The organism is Phyllobacterium sp. CCNWLW109 (genome assembly GCF_037203905.1).
Taxonomy (GTDB): Bacteria; Pseudomonadota; Alphaproteobacteria; order Rhizobiales; family Rhizobiaceae; genus Phyllobacterium; species Phyllobacterium ifriqiyense.
This window is the reverse complement of record NZ_JBBCBK010000005.1, coordinates 309,588-330,730: the sequence shown is the minus strand read 5'-3', so window position 1 is coordinate 330,730 and position 21,143 is coordinate 309,588. Positions and strand designations below refer to the sequence as shown.

12 protein-coding genes and 1 pseudogene are annotated in these 21,143 nt (G+C 48.2%); 9 read left to right on the top strand and 4 right to left on the bottom strand.

Annotated features, from left to right (window positions below):
* The first annotated feature begins 2 nt into the window (after positions 1 to 2).
* On the top strand, positions 3 to 749 hold the full coding sequence (locus V9K92_RS21695) for an ABC transporter ATP-binding protein (RefSeq protein WP_337354940.1): 747 nt from the start codon (positions 3 to 5) through the stop codon (positions 747 to 749).
* Between the two features lie 50 nt (positions 750 to 799).
* Here V9K92_RS21695 and V9K92_RS21690 read toward each other — a convergent pair whose 3' ends face one another.
* Positions 800 to 1,915 carry a glycosyltransferase gene (locus V9K92_RS21690; RefSeq protein ID WP_337354939.1) on the bottom strand — a complete coding sequence of 372 codons (1,116 nt, stop codon included), beginning with the start codon at positions 1,913 to 1,915 and terminating at the stop codon, positions 800 to 802.
* A gap of 242 nt (positions 1,916 to 2,157) precedes the next feature.
* On the opposite strand from V9K92_RS21690, the gene V9K92_RS21685 reads away from it, so the two are divergent.
* The 7 genes from V9K92_RS21685 (at position 2,158) to V9K92_RS21655 (ending at position 14,565) form a co-directional block, all read left to right on the top strand.
* Entirely contained in the window at positions 2,158 to 3,828 is a 1,671-nt protein-coding gene (locus tag V9K92_RS21685) for a CgeB family protein (protein WP_337354938.1), read from the top strand.
* Positions 3,829 to 3,841: 13 nt separating this feature from the next.
* Positions 3,842 to 5,806 carry a glycosyltransferase gene (locus V9K92_RS21680; protein WP_337354937.1) on the top strand — a complete coding sequence of 655 codons (1,965 nt, stop codon included), beginning with the start codon at positions 3,842 to 3,844 and terminating at the stop codon, positions 5,804 to 5,806.
* Positions 5,807 to 5,935: 129 nt separating this feature from the next.
* On the top strand, positions 5,936 to 6,529 hold the full coding sequence (locus V9K92_RS21675) for a DUF1796 family putative cysteine peptidase (RefSeq protein WP_337354936.1): 594 nt from the start codon (positions 5,936 to 5,938) through the stop codon (positions 6,527 to 6,529).
* Between the two features lie 103 nt (positions 6,530 to 6,632).
* Entirely contained in the window at positions 6,633 to 9,557 is a 2,925-nt protein-coding gene (locus V9K92_RS21670; RefSeq protein WP_337354935.1) for a glycosyltransferase family protein, read from the top strand.
* Between the two features lie 13 nt (positions 9,558 to 9,570).
* The gene (locus tag V9K92_RS21665; protein ID WP_337354934.1) at positions 9,571 to 11,814 is read left to right on the top strand and encodes a glycosyltransferase family 4 protein; all 2,244 of its coding nucleotides are present in this window, start codon (positions 9,571 to 9,573) and stop codon (positions 11,812 to 11,814) included.
* A gap of 39 nt (positions 11,815 to 11,853) precedes the next feature.
* Complete coding sequence (locus V9K92_RS21660; protein WP_337354933.1) at positions 11,854 to 12,555, top strand: class I SAM-dependent methyltransferase; 702 nt, start codon at positions 11,854 to 11,856, stop codon at positions 12,553 to 12,555.
* A 63-nt stretch (positions 12,556 to 12,618) separates the two neighbouring features.
* Positions 12,619 to 14,565, top strand: a complete 1,947-nt coding sequence (locus tag V9K92_RS21655) for an acyltransferase family protein (RefSeq protein ID WP_337354932.1) — start codon at positions 12,619 to 12,621, stop codon at positions 14,563 to 14,565.
* A gap of 227 nt (positions 14,566 to 14,792) precedes the next feature.
* On the opposite strand, the pseudogene V9K92_RS21650 reads toward V9K92_RS21655, so the two are convergent.
* The 3 genes and pseudogenes from V9K92_RS21650 to V9K92_RS21640 all read right to left on the bottom strand — a co-directional run.
* A pseudogene (locus V9K92_RS21650) lies at positions 14,793 to 15,087 on the bottom strand (IS481 family transposase); the annotation flags it as partial.
* Between the two features lie 57 nt (positions 15,088 to 15,144).
* Positions 15,145 to 16,461 carry an HlyD family type I secretion periplasmic adaptor subunit gene (locus V9K92_RS21645; protein WP_337354931.1) on the bottom strand — a complete coding sequence of 439 codons (1,317 nt, stop codon included), beginning with the start codon at positions 16,459 to 16,461 and terminating at the stop codon, positions 15,145 to 15,147.
* A complete protein-coding gene (locus tag V9K92_RS21640) occupies positions 16,458 to 18,203 on the bottom strand; it encodes a type I secretion system permease/ATPase (protein WP_337354930.1) in 1,746 nt (581 codons plus the stop codon). The genes V9K92_RS21645 and V9K92_RS21640 overlap by 4 nt, the downstream gene beginning before the upstream one ends.
* Positions 18,204 to 18,722: 519 nt before the next feature.
* Here V9K92_RS21640 and V9K92_RS21635 point away from each other — a divergent pair.
* Positions 18,723 to 21,071, top strand: a complete 2,349-nt coding sequence (locus V9K92_RS21635) for a calcium-binding protein (protein ID WP_337354929.1) — start codon at positions 18,723 to 18,725, stop codon at positions 21,069 to 21,071.
* The last annotated feature ends 72 nt before the right edge of the window (positions 21,072 to 21,143 follow it).

Below are 21,143 nucleotides of genomic sequence, written 5' to 3'. Positions count from 1 at the left end.
AAGTGAAATCATCCATAGTAGTCGAAAACCTTTCATTGGAATATCGCATGCACAAGAAGCGGCGGATTATCCCCGGCTTCAAGCGAAAAGGGCAAATTCCAATCCCACAGAGCACCGTTGGCGGAGATTTTGTTTTTAGCCGTAAACAACCCAAGCTGCGTGCGTTGAATGATCTTTCTTTCTCTTTGGGACCAGGCGACCGGTTGGGTCTTATCGGCGCGAACGGTGCAGGTAAATCTACCCTCCTGATGGTGTTGGCACAAATCTACCAGCCAACTGCTGGAAGATTAATCGTTGAGGGTCGTGTTGATGCCTTGTTCAACATTGGTCTGGGCTTCCGCCCGGAGGCGACCGGACGAAGAAACATCGTTTTGCGCGGTCTGATAAATGGTTGGAGCTCAAAACAAATCGCCGAAAGAATGGACGAGATCATTGAGTTCAGTGAACTAGGTGATTTCATTGACATGCCCTATAAAAGCTATTCGCAGGGTATGGCTGCTAGGCTTGCTTTTTCCATAGCGACAGCCGTTACACCTGAAATATTGCTTCTTGACGAATGGATCGGCGCCGGTGATACCGACTTTCAAAAGAAGGCCAAGGACCGGATGCTGAACTTGGTGGAGGATGCCGGTATTATGGTCATTGCCTCCCATAATCACAACCTTTTAAAGCAGACATGTAACAAGATACTGCACCTTGAACATGGTCGAATCCTTAAATTGGGTCCTGTTAGCGAGGTTATCGGGTAAAGGTGCTATGCACGCAAAACTCAATCGGAATGGAACTGCTGGTCGCTACTTCATAGGTTCAATGATTGAAGCATCCTGGCGACAATTGAAGTCCATTCGCATTCTTTCGGCGGCGCTATGTGATATCCGCTATGACGCAGTTCTATCGCCTCATCCAACTTCTCGGAAAACGTTGACGCAGAACTATAAACAATAACAGCAGCGTCTTCTACGTGCGGCACGGGGATCGATGTAACCACTGGCAAGCCTGCAGCCAGGTATTCATAGAGTTTAATCGGATTTATTGCGTTTACCGCGTCCATACTCTCAGATGAAGCGAACGGAATGATCCCTACTGTTGCAGCGCGCATATAGCCAGGCATAGTCGAATATGGTTTCTGTCCCAAGAGAAAAACATTCTTGGGAAGATCAACTTCCGGTTTGATTGCTACTTTTCCCACAATTACATATTGATATTGTGGTCTTGAAGACGCTGAATTTATGATGACGTTCCAATCAAACCACGTTTCGATTGCTCCCGCGTATAGGATGCGTGGGCCCTGCAGCGGCATGTCGGATGGGATCGCGGTTTTTGTCTGGAAATAATTAACATCCACACCATTTGAAACGAAGACTACTTTTCGTGCACCAGCATTGCGAGCTGTTACCTTTAGTTTGGGCGATGTAATGAGCACAGCGTCGAACTCGGACAAACAACTCTGTTCCTCCTTGCGTATGGCGGGAGTCAGGACATCGAAAAGCCTACTATCATCCGCAAGCCTGTATGCAGATGTCTTTGCTTGAACGTTGATTGCCGCCCTGATCATCGAAGGAGAGCCGCACAGAACAAGATCCGGACTTTGAAAGACTGTCTCCTTCAATGTCTTTGACAAGGCTGGCCACAACAGTTTGCTAAACTTCAAGGCCATACTTGAACGCAACAGTGGCATATTGGCATGAGGGACAAGCGAAAATGGGCTTATTAGCGAGATGCCGGGCTCTCCAGAGGAGCGAAGCCTTTTCGAAAAAGTGCGGCCACGACGACGTCCGGAAATAATGTGCAGTGGTGAAAAAGCGGGTTCCACATACACAACGTTCCAACCAAGTTTAACCAAAGCGCGTGCGATATGGTGTAGACCATAGGGTGTATCATTCCAAGGATGAGCACCGAAGATTACTGCTGTCAACAAATGCAAACTCTCTCTTCAATATCGTCTAAATCAATGACTGGCCAAGTTGATCAGCATGATCTTATGCCAACACATGCCCAACTAGAGTTGGCGAAAGTTGCCAGGCTATTGACAGGCAAAAGTCAATCGATACAGACACTTTAAGAATTCTCTATGTCTCAAGGGTTTGAAAAGCAATGCCAGTCGTTACACAACTATGGACAGCTTTACGCCGATACAGCAATGCGAAGAAAGCAGGCATGAAGTTTTCCGGCTACCGCCGATCCTTTCTGAGAGCAAACAGAGAATATGCAATCCGCATAATAAAGTTTTTTCCTTATGGGGAAAAATACGCCCGAAAGCTCTTGTCAATTTGGCGGAAGCTGAACCGGTGCGGCCCCGCGACCTATAAAGGCCGGGGCGGTCAGATCGTGTTGCCATTAGTTTTGCCTTCAGAATTTCGAGTTGCAACTATCCTAGATGAATTTTCGCACGGAAGCTTTGAAGGCGAGTTTCAATCCATACCTATCGAACCCGATAACTGGCGTGAATTGTTTGACAAACATAAACCTCAGGTATTTTTCTGTGAGTCAGCTTGGTCCGGTAAGGATTCAAAACGCCGTCCCTGGAAAGGGAAAATCTACTCCAGCGTTAACTTTAAGACTGAAAACCGCGGCGCTTTGCTCGAAGTACTCGCCTATTGTAGTGCCAACAAAATACCAACTGTATTTTGGAACAAAGAGGATCCGGCTCACTATGAAGACAAGATTCACAATTTTGTCGAAACGGCTAAATTATTCGATTTTGTCTTTACCACAGCTGAAGAATGTGTGGAGAGTTACCGCCAGGATCATGGTTGCAAGAACGTTTACGCCCTTCCGTTCGCTACTCAGCCTCGTCTATTCAACCCTATAGAGCCGACGAACCCACGATCATCTGAGGTAGTGTTTGCGGGGAGTTGGTATAACGTACACAGGGAACGAGCACAGTTAATGGAGCATGTTTTTGACCGTCTACTAGCCGATGGACAAACCTTGAAAATATACGATCGACATTTCGGAGGTACCGATCCTAACCACCATTTTCCGGAGAAATATCAGCAATATTTGAATCCACCAATTCCTCACGAAAATTTGGCGCAGGTATATAAATCTAGCCGGTATGGGCTCAATTTTAACACGGTGACCACTTCTGATTCGATGTTCGCACGGCGTGTTTTTGAATTAATGTCGAGCAACACCCTAGTGCTATCCAACTACTCAGTCGGCATGGAGAAGATGTTTGGCGATTGCGTCATATTTCTTGATCGTGAACCAGAGCGATTGAGTTCATTATCAAGCGCAGACATTGATAGACTCCGTGAGAAAGCGCTGACGCTGGTACTTGGCAAGCATACGTATAAACACCGTTGGGAATACATACTTTCGAAGGCCGGCATCCAGTACAAAGAAGAAGACAATACAACCACGATAATTTGCACTGTCGCCGATCGTGAAGAAGCACAAGCAGCGCTAGACTTTTTCTCGATGCAACAGGCGATAGTGCCGGAGACTCGTCTCCTCCTCTATCTTTCTGATGCAATTCCAGATGATGAAGTTGCCCTGTATTACCAGACCTTCAACCGCTTTGGCGTGACAGTAACAGCCCGCTCATTTATACAACGTTATCGCAGCGCTTCCTACCATCCAGTCGATACCCGTAATTTTCTCATAGTACAGCCGGGCAGTTTTCCGAAAAAAGAATGGCTCAAGCACGCGCTGTTGCATCTTGAATATGCCAACGATTATTTACTGTCGTGCGCCAGCGAGGCCAACAGATTCCGCTTTACAAGAGTTGAAACCGATCAACCATTATTGGGACGTACCCGCGCTTTCAAATCCTCCTTAAATTTTGGCAACGATCTGAATGCGAACTCCGTTTTAAATGTATAGGAAAGCACCCGCATTGAAGGTCTCGATCATCATCCCCTGCTTCAATGCGCGAGGCAAAATAGATATATGCTTGGATTCGCTGCGGCGCATTGAGTTTTCACAAGACGAGTATGAAGTGATCTTTATTGATGATTGCTCGACCGACGGAACTTTTGAATTGCTCGTTGAAGAGTGTCGAACAGAAAACAATTGGAGCGTTGAGAGGCTGACTACTAATAGTGGTTCTCCCTCCCGCCCGCGAAACATCGGAACAAAACGCGCTAATGGACAGTACATCGTCTACCTGGATTGCGATGATGAAATCCTGCCAGACACGTTGAGCGTTCATTTTGCACACGCCCAGGCGAGAAATGCTTGTTTGGCTCGTGGTTATTTAATTGCAGAAGATGGTCAGAACCGCCGCGAAATGAATAGAATATATTCCTGGAAGCCGAGCCTTTCTAAGAATGATCGTGTTCGCAAGATTCTGTCCGAACAGAGCACCACTACGCTCACCCTTGTAAAGAAAACTTTAATTGAGGAGCATTCAATCAAGTGGCATGAAGACATAAGAATGAGTGAAGACACTCTTTTTCTTATCGACTTGTTATGTGCAGCAAACATTATCGAATATGTTGATCACCCTACCTTCATATACCACAAAAAAGCAACAAATGTCCCATCCAGCACACAATACTATGGAGCCAGAGACCTGGGCGATCACTTGCTTGTCTGGCAGGAAGCCGAGCGAAAACTAGAAAAACTCTCGTTATCTTATTACAAGCTACGTCTACCCATCAGCTTGGAGGCTGTAATCAACGCTTTGATATTTCATAATCGAGGCGACATAGATGAAGACATCTTTCAACGCTTTAGCGACTTTATTAATGCTGTATGGGGCATAGTCAGATCATCTATTCATAGCGATCGCGTGCTCGAAATTTTGAAAGTGGCATTGAACCGCGATTTCGAAGCTTTCACCGCTCTTTGCCGGCCACGGATGATCATAGCTGGCCAGGACCTGAAATTTATAACGCCGGCTATTAGCAGTTTAAGCAAGTACTTTGATATCAGGCTCGATGAATGGGGAGGTCATGATCACCATAACCATCAGAAAAGTTGGGCACTGCTGGATTGGGCGGAATTCATTTGGTGTGAGTGGCTGCTCGGCAACGCCGTATGGTACTCTGAAAACAAGCGCCCAGACCAAAAACTTGTAATTCGAATGCATCGAATGGAATTGACCCGAGACTTCGGAACGATGTTGCAGATTGAGAACGTTAATGCGGTTATCAGCGTATCAGTCTTGTTCTTTGAACGGCTTCTCGAGCGATTTCCTTCCATCCCACGATCAAAAGCGCGGCTGATACCCAATTACTCAAAGTTGGGTCCAACGGATGAGGTCAGCACTGAAGATCGACTATTCAAGCTGGCCATGATTGGTATTGTTCCCGCGAAGAAGGGTTTCCAAAATGCCTTGGATATCCTGAAGCTACTTCGTCAAAAGGATTCACGATACGAGTTGGAGGTCTACGGGCATGGTCCGGAGACTTTCACATGGATAACCCGTGATCCATTAGAAATGACTTATTATGAGAAATGCCAATCGTTCATCGAGAAGGAAAGCTTGTCCAAAGCTGTGATCTTTCGCGGTAAATGTGACCTTCCAAAAGAGCTCAAAGAGAGCAAAATCGGATTTGTTCTTTCGGTCAGCGATTCCCACAACCTCTTTCCAGGCTTTGAAAGTTTTCACCTGGCCGTTTTGGACGGTTATGCAGGAGGCGGACAAAGTGTTGTTTTACGGTGGGATGGCTGCGAATATATTTATCCAAATGACATGATTTTCGAATCCAAAGAAGAAATCGCAGAGTACATTTCACAAATGACAATCGAGCGGTTTTACGCTGGATCAGATGCCGGTCGAAAGTTCATTGAAGACCGGTATACGGAAGCTCATTTTGTCAACTCGGTTAAAAAGCTGTTCTCGGAATGGACCTAAGAAGCCCGATTCCACGGGACTTTTGACACTGGGCCCTGGCTTTAGCCACATCAGTTAGCTTGCGAGCCGCCCGGTTGTGGGTTATCGATCCTCGTACAACTTATGCAACTTGGACTTGAGAAAACCGTGATGTTTGTGAGTATTGGTACTGCATGCGTCGTTTCGCATCAATTGAAGCGAATAAACCTGCAACAAGAAAGCCTATTCTATGATTGGGTCGTCAGCCCTCATGGCAAGCTGATTGAAACGCTTGGACTGCACGTCGAAGACAAGCTGTTTCGGAAGGGTGTCGCATTTCCGGAGACTGGCAAATACGTCACTGACTTGGGCACGGGACTAAACTTTTATCCCCATGACTTTAAGGGCATCATTGAACGCGACTTTAATCTCGTCAATGAACAGATCGAAGCAGTCCGAACGAAATATCTCCGTCGTGCCGAACGCATGCGGGCAATCTTCTCTTCTGGTGAGAGGATATTTGTAGTGCGCCATTTTTTCTCCGAGCCCTTGGAAAACTTGTCCCAGCAGCAGAAAGAGATTTGTGCAACGCTGGCGGCACATTACCCTCAAACAGAATTCAAGTATGTATGGGGCAGTGAGTTGCCAGCTAAAGGATTCCAGCCTCATATCGGTAAATTGTATCACTTTCCAGCACACACAGTTTGGACAGGCGATGATGCAGCCTGGGAAAGCGCTTTTCTCGATTCCCGTGCCGCCGCTTGACAACAACTGAAAAATTGCCGGGAACTACCATACTGCGATCAGCCACAGTCCAAGCATCTGTTGAATCCGATAGTCCCGTTTATCTTACGTGCGAGCCAAGTTCATGAATGAAAAATCCCCCGTTGGCCAGAATGTCACCAGCATGCCCGACACGAGCGATAGAATTACTGAAGCTTATAATGGCATATTAGGTGCCGACTTTATGCGTTCGACAAAAGAACGGGTTCATTGGCTAGCCTCCAATGCATCTGGTAGCCCCGTCCTTGATGTCGGATGCAGTCAAGGCATAGGTCCAATTCTGCTTGGACGTGAAAACAAATCCGTCATCGGCGTTGACGTCAGCCAGGCCTCAATCACGCAAGCCATTGGCTTCCTCAAGACGGAATCTGCCGCAGTTCAAAAGAACGTCAAATTTATTTGCGCAGACTTTCTCACACTGGAATTTGATAAGAAGTTCGAGACAGTCGTACTGGGAGAGGTTCTAGAGCATCTTATACACCCCGACCAGTTTATCGCTCGCGCGGCAGAGTTGCTTTCTAATGATGGGAGAATCGTTGTTTCAGTTCCCTTTGGGATCAATGATTTTCATGATCATAAGCAAACATTCTATTTGACTGGCCCCTTTGAACTAATTGTCAAACATTTTGATATTGTAGAGATAAAATTCTTTGGAAAATGGCTCGGCATAGTTGGGGTAAAACGGCACGGCGAGGCTGAGCCTCGTGGACTTACCATCGACACCAATCAAATCCGCGAAAGCGAAAAAGCATTTTTTTCGATCGAACGTAAACTGGTCGATCAGGTTAATGTACTTAACGGTAATGTGGCCAAGCTAAACCAGCAAATCCTTGATTTAAAGACACAGGCTACTGTCAATCTGCAAGAAGAGATCAAGAAAACTCGCGCTCAAATTGAACGGGAGCGTAATGTCATCATCGAAGATCTCAACGGCCTGTTGAAGCAAACGATTACAGAAAAGCAAAGTCTTGAACGGTCAAATTCAGCTGTTGAAAATACGTTGAAAAAAACCGTCGAAGCAAAGGACGAACTCGATAAGAGAGTTGGCGCGGTAAACAGTGCGCTCGAACATACTACTTCACAAAAAGACGCTTTAGAACAAACACTTGCAACGGAACGTGCTAAGATCAAGGCATTGGAACAAAACACTGCTGCTTTGGAGCGTCAGTTGCGCGATCTGAAACAGCACAACAATTCGATTGTTGAATCATTCTCCTTTTCGCTAGGCCAAGCAATTGTAAAAGCCCGTAGCCCGGTAGGACTGTTACGTCTTCCGAAAGAAATCGCTAAAGCTATTTCCAAGAGACGGAACCGCGATAAACCTCGTGCACTCACTGCACCCGAAAAGTCATCTGGCCCCGCGTCACCCGCCAGTCAAAAAGCCTCCACAACATCTCCAACCCCAGTAGTAAAGGATGCTGACGTAAATATTGGGGCTATTGGTTGGCCCTTGCCTCCAACCCATGCTCCAGTCACGGCAATGTCCGTTCTAGACAAGTTCAGCCGGAGTTGTTTTGCACCCTCATTCAATTTGGTCGAGCCAAGACCGGACAATTGGGAAGCTTTGCTCGATAGAGATAAACCTTCGTTCTTGCTGGCTGAATCGTCATGGCAAGGCAACGAAGGCAGTTGGCAATATCGTGTCGCTCATTATGCTAATCCTCCGGGCAATGAATTCTCTGAGATGGTCGCAGAGTTCAAGCGTCGAGGATTGCCAACTGTCTTCTGGAACAAGGAAGATCCTGTTCATTTCGAAAATTTCAAATCGGCAGCCAAACAGTTCGACGTGGTACTGACCACAGCGATTGAAGCCACCGAGAAATACAAAGAACTGGGCGTGAAATCCGTCTCAGTTCTTCCGTTCGCCTGCGAGCCAACTTTACATAATCCCAAAGGGTCTGCTCAGCGAAATGGGCGGGTGGCATTCGCAGGAAGCTACTACGCCAATCGTTTCGCGGATCGCAGGCGCGAACAAGAAGATTTGCTCGATGCTGCAAAAGAGTTTGAACTGGACATCTTTGACCGGACCGGGGCGACATCCGCCGATTTTGCTTTCCCGGAACGGTTCAGCGCCAATATACGTGGCTCGCTCCCTTATGATGAGATGTGCAAAGCCTATGGCAAATATAGCGTATTTTTGAATGTAAACTCGGTCATTGACTCGCGGACGATGTTCTCACGTCGCGTATTTGAGTTGCTTGCCGTCGGCACCCCAATCGTGAGTACGCCTTCTAAAGGCATCGCGGAAATGTTCGGTGACTTGGTATGGTTGGTGAAATCCAAGGAGGAAGCAGCGGAAGCGATAAATACTCTTCTGACTGACTCCAGCGAATGGAGACGCAGGAGCATTCAGGGCATTCGTGCCGCATTGTCCAAACATACTTCCGGACATCGAAGCCAATCGATCCTTGACGCTGTTGGAATCAACTCAAAAGTAATCGAACAGCCCGATGTTCTAGCCTTCGGTATAGCTGCAAGCCAAAATGAAGCAAATCAAATTCAGACAAACTTTGCGAAACAGCAATTTCCGTCAGGTCGGAAAAGATTGGCGATTTTTGGCCTCTCAAGTGACATTGCCGTGGAGAGCAATAACGACACGATCTTGATAACTGGCGAACCCAACATCTGGAAAAAACTGGGACAGCTGATCTCTGATCGTAACCACACCCATCTCGTATCGGTGCCTGCAGCCGGTGTTTGCGGTCAACATTATCTCGAGGACCTTTATCTTGCTACAAATTATGTCGAACCTTCCTTGATAGGAAAACCCCGAGCATCGGAAGATAGCTATAAATATAATGTTCTGCTAGAGCCCGACGCCTGGATGCTTCCGTCAGAGCTTCTTAGCACGCAGTTAGAGTTCGTTGAGTTTAATGCAGACGCAATGGCAGAGGTAATGTTGAAATCAGGACACCACAGCTTCGCTATTGATTCCGCAAACTTTATTCGCGATGGATGGTCAATCCATAAAGGCAGGCTTGAGAGCCTGATATCTCGCGAGTTTATTTGAGAGATCCAATAAAATGCAAAATGGTAGCAAAAAATGTCGCGTGCTGGTTGCCGGGCACGATCAGAAGTTTTGGCACCCGCTGGAGGCTTATCTTGAAAAAACGGGACGGTTCGAATTCCGCGAAGATTATTGGCCAGGTCATAATTCGCACGATGAAACCCAAACTCTGGAATCGATGAAATGGGCCGATATCATTCTTGCTGAGTGGTCGCTCGGAAATGCTGTATTTTGCGCCAAACATAAAAGACCGGATCAACGTCTTATAATCAGGTTTCATCTACAGGAACGCGACACAGAATATCCGGCCAAAATTGATTACAACAATGTAGACATGGTTGTCTTTGTCGGAGAACATATTCGTCAGGAATCTATCCGAAAATTCAATATCCCGCCTCTGAAAACGATGGTCATAGGCAATTTTGTCGATCAGAAAAAGTACGACAGAAACAAGCGCGGCGGCGCAGAATTCAATCTTGGGCTAATAGGCTCGGCACCTAGTCGAAAACGATTGGATTTGGCATTTGAGACGCTTGAGATCCTGTCAGAGATTGATGATCGATATTCACTGCACATTAAAGGCAAGCAGCCTCAGAAAATTGAGTGGTTGTGGGCTCGAACTAAAGAGCGGGAATTTTACAGCGAAGTTTATGAGAAGATAAATTCATCGCACCTACGACATCGCGTAATCTTTGACCCGCAAGGAAATGACGTTCAAAACTGGTTGGAGAAAATTGGTTTCATTCTATCTCCTTCTGACTTTGAAAGTTTTCATATGGCAGTGGCCGAGGGCATGGCTTCCGGCGCAGCACCCGTAATCTGGTCATGGGATGGAGCAAAGGAAATTTACCCCACGGTGCCTGTCCTTCAGAGCGCAAGCGAGGCTGCTGCATATATCGACAGGCTTCGGCGCTCGTCCATGCTCAAGCGCGTATCACAGCAGGGAAAATCCCTCATTCATAAGACATATGATGTCGATGTTATCGTAGCGAAGTGGGGGGAACTCTTTTTACCTAAACCCAAAGCGATTGCACGAAAGACAAACAGTGCACGAAACGTCGTCGTTTTCTGGTGTATTGACTCGTGGGACGCATTCCATCGCCGAGAAATGATCGAAGCGTTTGCCGATAATGCAAAAGAATTCTGCGATTTCTTGATAATTGAGCATGGCAACCACTACCGGACTCTACTTGAGCGTGAAATTTGTCCAGTAGAAGAACTAGAGCAGTTTGCAGCGCTATCGCCAATTCAGCTCACGGAAAATAGCTACAGAATGCGGCTTTTGACCGGCGGCTTTCCCAGCGGAGCGAAAGTAGCAAACATTCTCCGTATGGGCGGTTCAGTTTCCGAGATATCCGAAACGATCATCAAGGGAATTTTTGGTAGCAACTCGAATATTCTTCACTGGATATACAAACCCGACCAAGTGAAAAACCTCCCACCTTCTGCGGAGTATATTTACGAAGTCTATGACGAGTATACCCGCGATTTTTCCAGCGGCGCACTGATACCGGCGATGATTCAGCTGGAGCCTCAAACATTATCGAATGCCCGTCATGTATTTTTCACATCCGAGCCCCTTTTGACCAGAAAGGAAAGACATTGCCGGTCGTATAGCCTGGTCAGCAACGGCGTTAACTTTAATGCGTTCGATAAGTGGAAAGTTGACCAGGCCGTTGAAGACAATCTGAGAAAGTCGGTCGGATATCTGGGCAATCTTAGTGATTTTTTTGATTGGCAACTTATGGCTGAGATCTGTACCCAATTACCAGATCTAGATTTTTATTTTCACGGCCAAATTGAGCGCTTGCGTCTCAGTAAAGTCGAAGATGCTGTCTCCAGACTGGAAGACCTGCCCAATACTATCTTCACGGGGCGCGTAAACCGGGAGTTTGGAGCAGCTGCCGTCAATCGCTACGATGTGCTGGTCATTCCTTTTGTGGTGAATGATGCCATGCATGCCGTAAACCCGCTAAAGCTGTGGGAGTATTTCGCAACAGGCAAGCCGGTTATTTCCTCGCCAATGGATGCCGTTAGCATCCAGCCCCCATTGCTTTGGACTGCTAGAACAAGCGATGAGTGGATAGCCGCGATCAGGGCCTCAATCAACTCTTCGGATTCGCAATCAAGTGAGCGTCGCAGAGAACTCGCAGGAGAATTAGATTGGCTGACGCTAACCAAGAAACACTGCGCGGTATTACAGGAATGGTGCAATCAGGATGTTGTCACCAAATTCAAGAGAAAAATGTTGACCCACTGACCTCAGAGCTGTCGCTTTAATCAAAAACACGGGTCGTCAATGGTTTATAACTTTCTTAAAGACAGTATTCCCAACGATCATTGCCGTCAGACACGGGCCATACAGATTTTCGATACCTATAATCAAAAACGCGCCCATTGGCCGTTGACGATTTTAGATTTCGGGTGTGGTGCAGGGAATTCGATCGATGTTTTCTCAAGCAAGGGCCCATACGCCAGTTGGACGGGCGTAGATATCGAGATCAGTCCCGAGGTAGCGGCCCGCAACAGAAGCGGCCCACAGTTTGTTACCTATGATGGGATAACGCTGCCTTTCCCGGACAATCATTTCGATCTGGTTTTTAGCAATCAGGTTTTTGAACATGTCCGGCACCCCGAAAAGGTTCTCAACGAAATCCGTCGCGTGTTGACATCGGGGGGATTGTTTATCGCTCAGACCTCGCAGCTGGAGCCCTACCATAGCTACAGCGTTTGGAACTATACGGTGTATGGATTCAAAACGATCTGCAAAGATGCCGGGCTAAACATGATAGAGGTTCGCCCTGCGATTGATGGGATAACCTTGATTCAACGATCACTCAATAGAAATGCACCTGAATACAATAAGTGGTTTGCCGAAGAGTCGCCAATTAATACTGAAATTGAGGCCAAAGCGAGAGATGAAGGTCTTTCCGTTGAGCTGATAAACTATAGAAAGCTCATGTACTGTGGTCAGTTTTCCTTCGCTTGCGAAAAAATGTGACACCCTGCTTAGTTCTGGGGTGTTACTTTCAATGTTTTTGTGTTGGGGATAGAGTATTTTGAGATGAGTAGCGAGACCCCGACCTATTATCGGAAAGATATCGATGGGCTACGAGCACTCGCAGTATTGTTCGTAGTCATCTTTCACATCAATGAAACCATAATTCCTGGCGGATTTATTGGCGTCGATATATTCTTTGTTATATCTGGCTTCGTTATTACACAAAGACTAGTAAAGGACTATTCTAATGGAACATTCAGCTACATAGAATTCTACCGGCGTAGAATTAGGCGAATTCTTCCGGTGATGTTCTTTGTAACATTTATTACCCTGATTGCGGGGGCGCTAATTCTTCTCCCAGATGATTTGGTTTCTTTGTCATGGTCGGCTATATTTGCTGCGCTTTCATCAGCGAATATCTATTACACTTATTTTCTGGATACGAGTTATTTTGCCAGCGATAGCCGACTAACTCCACTCCTTCATTTGTGGTCACTTGGTGTGGAGGAGCAGTTTTATTTTATCTGGCCGACGTTACTACTGGCACTGATGAAATGGCCTCGCCTCGTTATCCCCGGCTTAATAGTTTTGATCCTTGCAAGTATTGCTGTCGGACAAGCTCTGTTGGCTTTCGGAGAATTTTCCTTTGCCTACTATATGCTTCCGTCCAGAATGTTTCAGCTGGCGACGGGCGGTCTTGCAGTTTTTATTCTGCACTCAAAATTGATTATCCGTGCGCCGCATCTTGTATTCACCATAATGAGCGTACTGGGTTTGGGTTTAATTATTAGCAGTGCATGGCTGCTTGATGGCAACACAGCCTTTCCCGGCCTTAATGCAATTCCTGTTTCATTTGGTGCATTACTGATCATTCTATCCGGACACAAACAAAACCTGTTGTCGGGTGGTTTCTCCATAAAGCCAATCAGGTGGATCGGCAATATTTCTTACTCTCTATACCTATGGCATTGGCCGGTTTTAGCGTTCATGCGCTATAGCTATATAGAGATCGATTTGTTGAATGGTACTCTGGCCTTTGCTGCAATGATTGCGTTATCAGCATTCTCGTATGTAGCAATCGAAAATCCGTTTCGACACTCCGGCCAGCCATTTCATAATATTCTCGGGAGTTATTTTGCCGTACCCGTCGCGATACTAATCGCGGGTTCCGTTGCGATAATTGGTTATAGAGGGATTATCCCGGGACTTGCGCCGACCAACTACGCAACAAATCTTGCTCTAGTTGCAGGCCAAAGCAAAGCGGCAAACGAGTATGATTATGTCTGCCAAAGGTCTCAGCTAAGGTCTCAGGATTTGACTGCTGCAAGATGTATAATCAATGGGCCAACCGCCCCCAGAATATTGCTGTGGGGCGACTCCAACGCAGCTCACTATGTGGGAGTTTTAGGCGTCCTCGCCAAAAGCGAAGGTGTCTCCTTCCGAAATATCGAGCACTCTGCATGCCCCCCAATACTGAATGACCCGTCAAGGTTTACGACAGACTTCTTCAAGCGAACCTGCAAAATATCGTCGGAGCTCATCAAACCGTTACTCGACCAGTACGATCATATCATTATTGCCTCGTCATGGGCGCAATACGATAACTTTTCACCGAATTTTCAATCGCAGATCAAAGAGACACTTGAGTCCCTTTCGTTACGGGGAAAGAAAATTACTGTGCTGGGTCAAGCAACAAGATTTCCCAAATATGATCGGGAATGCACTGAAAGGGCTTTGAAGCTTGGCACTGATTGTGTGGGAGCTTCTGTGATCAAAAACGCTGGGATCACAATTTATAACCAGCAGGTCAAAAAGATTGCGGAAAGCATTCCGAACGTTCGTTATGTCGACTTCAATGATTTGCTTTGCAATGGACGCAATTGTTCCCCGTACATTGGAACGACTCCCTTGTATTTCGATACCGGCCACTTGAGTATTTCTGGTTCCTGGCGCTTGGGAGAAGTGGCGCTCGCAACAGGCATGTATTCCAAGCTTCTGGATTTACGCTAATTTCACGAACGTCATTAAGGCTTGGCGTAATTTGCTCAGCATGGCCTGCTGCCGGATTTTCGGACACAAGGTTAAGCTAATCCACCTTGGTTTCAAAATCGTTCGGGCTGAGTCGTCCAGTGTCGTCCATGGTCAGATCGGAAAATGCCCGACGCAGACGAGCATTCTCGGTCTCTAGCTCTTTTAGGCGCTTCACCTGATCGTCCTTCAAGTAGCCGTATTCCGCCCGTCAGTGGCGGAATGGTTGGCTGCAAAGCATAGAGACAATCGGCAAGCGGCAGAAGCGTGTGTTTTGCGAAAAGCAACTACGACCGCCTCTTCTTCAATCGACAGAACCGTCGAACGCAGCTCCCTCGGTCCGGTAGGAAGATCCACAACGGAGGGGCGTTTACGCTACTTCGCAACTGTCTTCTGATTGATGCCGTAACGCTTCGAGAGCCCTCCCAGGCTCTCTTTACTATTTTGTATTGCTCGACGGATTGTCTCAGTCGTTGTGGCGCTGCCGTGTAGAACTTGTCCCATAGTGCATCCCTCCAAGTCTGAGAAAATATTGCACCATCAAACTCTGTGATCAAACAGCTAGTCGCCGCGGAAAGACCTATCGATCTGGTCGACGAGCGGCTTCACGAGATATGAAAGCATTGTACGCTCTCCAGTAATGAAGAATGCTTCGGCGGGCATGCCGGCTGTCAATGTGAGTCCTCGCAGCTTGGCAAGTTCTGATGGAGGAATAGTTACCCTGGCACTATAGTATCCAGCTCCGGACTGCCGATCGATCGTGAGATCTGCTGCAACCTGTTTCAATGTGCCGGTGAGTTCGGGAGTGGTCTGCTGGCTGAATGCGGAAAGTCTTATTCTGGCCGGTTGGCCGAGATGGAGCTGATCGATATCCTGCGGGAGTACCCGAACCTCCACGGTCAGTTCGTCGCTGCTGGGAACGATCATCATAAGTGGTTCCGCCGGACTGACGACACCGCCAATGGTGTGAACCGCAAGTTCATGTACCAAACCATCCTGCGGGCTGCGAATCTCGATACGATTCAGCTGATCCTCGGCTGCACTCTTGCGCTCCGATGCTTCGCTGATCTTGGCCTGAACTTGCCCGATTTCGGCCGCCACTTCGCTTCGCATATTCTGATCAATCTGAAGAATTTGAAGCTGCATCTCTATTGCGCGCCCCTTGGTCTGGGCAATCGTTGCAGTCCTGCCACCGTAATCGCCGTCCAATCGCGCGGCCTCGCGCTGAAGCGAAGTTAACCTTGCCAGTGATACCAGCTTTTGGTCCCAAAGACCGGCAACCGCACCAAGCTCCATCTTGATGAGCTCAATCTGGCGCTTCTGTCCGGACTGCTGTTGTTCTAATCCGGAAACCTCTTGCCCAAGCTGAGTGATGCGCTCGCGCAACTGCGATTTTTGCCCCTCTCTGGCCTTGGCACGCAACTCGAATTGCGATGTCTCTTCGGCCATAAGCCTTTTTACAGCGGGCTCATCTTCGCGACCGACGAAAGCTGCGGGCATGGTGATTTTGGGTTTGTCGTCAATCTCGGCCGTGAGCCTGGCGAGGCGGGCCTCACTTTCATTCAGAATATTGGTTTGAATAGCCAGATTAGCTTTGGTCAGCGTGGCGTCGAGGCGCACAAGCAACTGGCCAGCCTTCACTTTCGAACCGTTCTCTACAAGAATTTCCGCCACTACACCACCGGTTGGGTGCTGGATCTTCTTGACGTTGGAAGAAACGACGAGCAGCCCATTTGCAATCACTGCACCGGATATGTTGAGCGTCGCGGCAAGTGTTCCCATTACGCCAACGAGAAAGATACAGAGCGCCAGACCTACGAGCAGATAACGCTTAATACTATAGCTGAATGCTTTTACGTGATCGACAGGAGGTGTCATTTTTCTTCTCCCGAAGGCACAACCTTCAATGGGGGAGTATTAAGCGGAGGCCGCGTGACTTGCGTCAGGATTTGATTTTTGGGCCCGAAGGTCTGCGCCCGTCCATTCCCCATGATCAGCAACAGGTCAAGATTGGCCAAAGCGCTGGGTCGATGTGCAACAACGACAACTATTCCCCCGCGCTGACGTATCCGAAGAAGCGCATTGGCAAGGGATGCTTCCCCTTCCGTGTCGAGATTGGAGTTCGGCTCATCAAGCAACACAAGGAACGGATCTCGGTAGAGCGCCCGGGCCAGGGCTACTCGCTGACGTTGACCGGCAGATAATTCCGCGCCGCTTTCGCCTATACGCGTCTCGTAACCATCCTTCAAATGCACAATCAAATCATGCACTTCAGCATTGCGGGCAGCGGCAATGATGAGCTCGGATGTGGCGTCGGGATCGAAGCGGGATATGTTTTCCGCAATCGTACCAGCGAAGAGCTGCACGTCCTGCGGGAGATATCCGACATGCTGGCCAAGTTCATCGGGATCCCATTGGTCGAGAGCTGCGCCATCAAGCCTGACAGTGCCCCGTACGGGGTTCCAGATACCGGCTAAACCGCGCAGCATTGTCGACTTGCCGGAGGCGCTGGGTCCGATAACGCCAAGTCCGTCTCCTGCCTTGAGAGCGAAGGTGACATCCTGAACAATAAAGCTGTTTACACCCGGAGCGGCGAGCCCCATGTTTTCGACGGAAAGTGAGGTTCTTGGCGGTGGCAACGTTGTGCGGCCACCTTCATCAGGCAAAAGGACAAGCAATTGCTGTAGGCGGCGCCAACTTTGCCGTGCGCCTACGAAGCCTCGCCAATGACCGATCAATTGGTCAATAGGAGCCAGCGCCCTACCCATCAGGATGGAACTGGCGATCATCACACCGCCACTTGCCTCACCGCGGATTACAAGGAAGGCACCCAGACCAAGCATGCCGGATTGCAACATTGTCCGCAGAATGCGCGCAATGGAACCGAGAGTTCCTGCCACATCGCTAGCACGAGCAGTTGCCGCCAGATGCTCTGCATTGATCTCCGTCCAACGATCACGAATACGTCCGCCAAGCCCCATGGCCTGTACAGCTTCGGCATTGCGCCTTGTTGCCTCTGCCAACGCGCTGCGCCTTGCAGCAAGGCCATTAGCGATACGTATGGGCTTTTCAGTTTGTATTTCCGCCAGCACTATGAGGGTGAACAGAATGACAGCGCCAGCCAAGGCTGTAACACCAATCCAGAAATGGAACAGGAAGCAAATAAAGATGTAGATAGGCATCCACGGCACATCAAAAAGTGCCGATGGACCCGATCCCGCGAGAAAGCCCCGAACCTGATCAAGATCCCGGATTGGCTGATTTCCATCGCCCGGCAATTTAGTCCGTAGTGGCAGTCTCATCATCGCGAGATAAACAGGGCGGCTGCAGGAAAGATCCAGCGCTGATGCAATCCGGACGAGTAGCCGTGACCTGACCAACTCAAGCAGTCCCTGAAAAGTGTAGAGCGTTACTGCAAGAATGGAAAGGGCAACCAAGGTTGGTACGCTGCGACCCGGAACGACACGATCATAGACCTGCAACATATAAAAAGAGCCGGTCAGAGTTAGCAGATTAATAACGCCGCTTACGACGCCGATCCCGACAAATGCGCGATGAAACGATGCCAGCGTAGAAAAAAAGCCCTTCTTAGGGGCAAAACTCAATTGATTGGAACGCATATAGTTTCCTACTACGGCGATAACTTTGCAGCATCGCTAATCTGCTTTTATTGCGCGCATATTTAAAGGAAGCCGCTGAAAGCAGCAATGCCTATAGTACATTTGCACTATCGGCCTTCAGTTGCAGCCATTTTCGGCTTGTGGCATAAGTTTTTGGCTTGATTCAGAGTGGTTTACCTAGGATGCAGGGTGTTCATCGGATTGGGGCCGAGGAGTTATTGCGCTAAAAACATGTGACGGGGATGATAATCTTTTTGATTGAACAATAGGTGGTAATCGCATGGTGCTTATAAGTATTCATTTCGAATAACATCTCCAGATCATCCTTGTATTGAAAATCTTTTTTGCGTAATGGTCGTTTGCGATTGTCGGGTTATTGCACTTGAAGGCGCATCTGGCTGGTTTGATGCCATTAGTAAGTACAGGGATATGAACTTCAACCAAAACTCGAGTGGGCAACATAGCGGTCAAAAAATCGTCAAGTAATTGCCAGAGTCGAGAAACTAATAAGAGGAATTGATGGCTGTTTATAATGGAACAAGCGGGATCGACAATTTCGACGGTACGTCTGGAGCCGATGAGTTTATCGGAAAAGAAGGCAATGATGTTCTCAATGGCAATGGCGGAGATGATATTTTCTGGATAGGCGGAGCGAGCTTCGGTGTTGACAAAATCAACGGTGGCGATGGCCAGGACCAAATCCGTCTCGATAGCGATGTGAATGTAAACTACGTCGATTTCAGCGCAAACCAACTCACCAACGTTGAAAGCTTCAGCTTCTACGGCTACAATTTTAATGGAACTGCCACTGCCGATAATTTCAACTTTAGCGGTATCACCAGTTTTTCTTCGAACAGATATATGTTTCTCTACGACGGCAACGATAGTTTCCTGGGCCATGGTGGTGCAAATTGGGTGAACGGCGGATCAGGTGACGATTACATCAATGGCGCTAGCGGCAACGACGAATTGGTTGGTGCTGAAGGCAACGACACTTTGGTCGGCGGCAGTGGCGATGACATTTTCTGGATCGGCGGCGGTGGCTTTGGCATTGATAATTTTGATGGCGGCGATGGGTCCGACATAATCCGCCTTGATAGGGATACGGTTGTTTCGCAGGTTGATTTTAGTGCCAACAAGGTCAAGGGCGTCGAGTTCTTCAGCTTTTACGGCTATAATTTCAATGGAACCGCTAGCAACGATAAATTTGACTTCACCGGTATCGCAGAATTTTCGTCCAACCGGTATATTTACCTGTTTGATGGCTATGATTCCTTTAGTGGTCATGTTGGTGCGAACTGGGTCAATGGCGGTTCGGGAAATGATTACATCAATGGTGGCGCCGGAAATGACGAGTTGGTTGGTGCCGAAGGCAACGACACTCTTCTTGGTGGTAGTGGAGACGATATTTTCTGGATTGGTGGCAGCAACTTCGGGAATGATGCCATTGATGGCGGTTCGGGTTCAGATATCATTCGGCTTGACCGGGATACGACTGTCTCACAAGTCGACTTTAGTGCCAATAAAGTCAAAGGTGTCGAGTTTTTCAGCTTCTATGGGTATGATTTCAATGGAACTGTGAACGCCGATAGGTTTGACTTTAGTGGTATCGCAGACTTTTCGTCCAACCGCGTAATGTATATGAATGACGGTAATGATACGTTCATCGGGCATAATGGCGTGAACTGGGTAAATGGCGGCACGGGAAATGATTCGTTGAACGGCGGTGCTGGCAATGACGAACTCAACGGTGCCGAAGGTGATGACACGTTGATTGGCGGCACCGGCGCCGATGAGATGACCGGTGGTGCCGGCAGCGATAAATATTATGTCGACAATGCCAATGACGTTGTAATCGAAACCGATGGTCCGGGTGTCGATGTCGTGACAACCACAGTTTCTTTCTCGATCGGAACGCGGTCTATCGAGAACATCATTTTGGCCGGAACGGCGAGCATTAGTGCCAGCGGTAATTCTCTGGTGAATTACATCGTTGGTAATGCTGGCAACAATTATATCAATGCCGGATCCGGAGCAGATACGATGGCTGGTGGCTTGGGCAATGATACATACATTGTCGATAATGCCGGTGACAAAGTAATCGAAGGGAACGTAAAAGGCATTGATACCGTGCATAGCTCGGTGACATTTGCTGCTGGCGGACAGTTCATCGAAAACATTACGCTCACTGGGGCCAGTAACATCAATGCCTCTGGTAATGCGTTGGCCAACATTCTTACGGGCAACGGCGGTAACAATACCCTCAACGGTGGAACTGGTGCAGACACAATGTCCGGCGATGCTGGGAATGATAAGTATGTTGTCGATAATGTCGGTGATCGTGTAATCGAAGCCGGCAACGCCGGCACAGACATTGTTTCCAGCTCGATATCTTTTGTCACTGGTGGACAACACATCGAGAATGTTCTGCTGACTGGCACTGCCAGCATAAATGCAACAGGGAACTCACTTGCTAATTATCTTGTTGGCAATGCTGGTGCCAACATTCTCAGCGGTGGCGCTGGTAACGATCTCTTAACCGGTGGTGCAGGCAGCGATGCGTTCGTGTTCAACACCGTGGCAAATGGCAGTACGAACCGTGATACGATCACCGACTTCAGTGCCCCATCCGACACGATCTGGATGGATAATGCAGTGTTTGCCGCACTCGGTGGCAACGGTACGCTTGGCGCCGGTGCTTTCCACATCGGTGCAGGTGCTCACGATGCCGGCGACCGTGTTATCTATAACTCGTCCACAGGCGCCCTTTTCTATGACGCAGATGGTTCGGGTTCAGGAGCAGCAGTGCAATTTGCCATCTTGGGCAAGGGGCTTGCCCTAACCAATGCTGACTTCTTGGTGATCTGACGCACTTCCTAAACGCAAAAGCGCCGCTCCATCCCGAAGGACAAGAGCGGCGCTGATTTCATCTGAACGATA

What these genes read in the sequence shown, in the direction of transcription:
- V9K92_RS21685 (WP_337354938.1), top strand. Translation starts at nt 2,158, where the DNA reads ATGAAGTTTTCCGGCTACCGCCGATCCTTTCTGAGAGCAAACAGAGAA.
- V9K92_RS21675 (WP_337354936.1), top strand. Translation starts at nt 5,936, where the DNA reads ATGTTTGTGAGTATTGGTACTGCATGCGTCGTTTCGCATCAATTGAAG.
- V9K92_RS21670 (WP_337354935.1), top strand. Translation starts at nt 6,633, where the DNA reads ATGAATGAAAAATCCCCCGTTGGCCAGAATGTCACCAGCATGCCCGAC.
- V9K92_RS21665 (WP_337354934.1), top strand. Translation starts at nt 9,571, where the DNA reads ATGCAAAATGGTAGCAAAAAATGTCGCGTGCTGGTTGCCGGGCACGAT.
- V9K92_RS21660 (WP_337354933.1), top strand. Translation starts at nt 11,854, where the DNA reads ATGGTTTATAACTTTCTTAAAGACAGTATTCCCAACGATCATTGCCGT.
- V9K92_RS21655 (WP_337354932.1), top strand. Translation starts at nt 12,619, where the DNA reads ATGAGTAGCGAGACCCCGACCTATTATCGGAAAGATATCGATGGGCTA.
- V9K92_RS21645 (WP_337354931.1), bottom strand. Translation starts at nt 16,461, where the DNA reads ATGACACCTCCTGTCGATCACGTAAAAGCATTCAGCTATAGTATTAAG.
- V9K92_RS21640 (WP_337354930.1), bottom strand. Translation starts at nt 18,203, where the DNA reads ATGCGTTCCAATCAATTGAGTTTTGCCCCTAAGAAGGGCTTTTTTTCT.
- V9K92_RS21635 (WP_337354929.1), top strand. Translation starts at nt 18,723, where the DNA reads ATGGCTGTTTATAATGGAACAAGCGGGATCGACAATTTCGACGGTACG.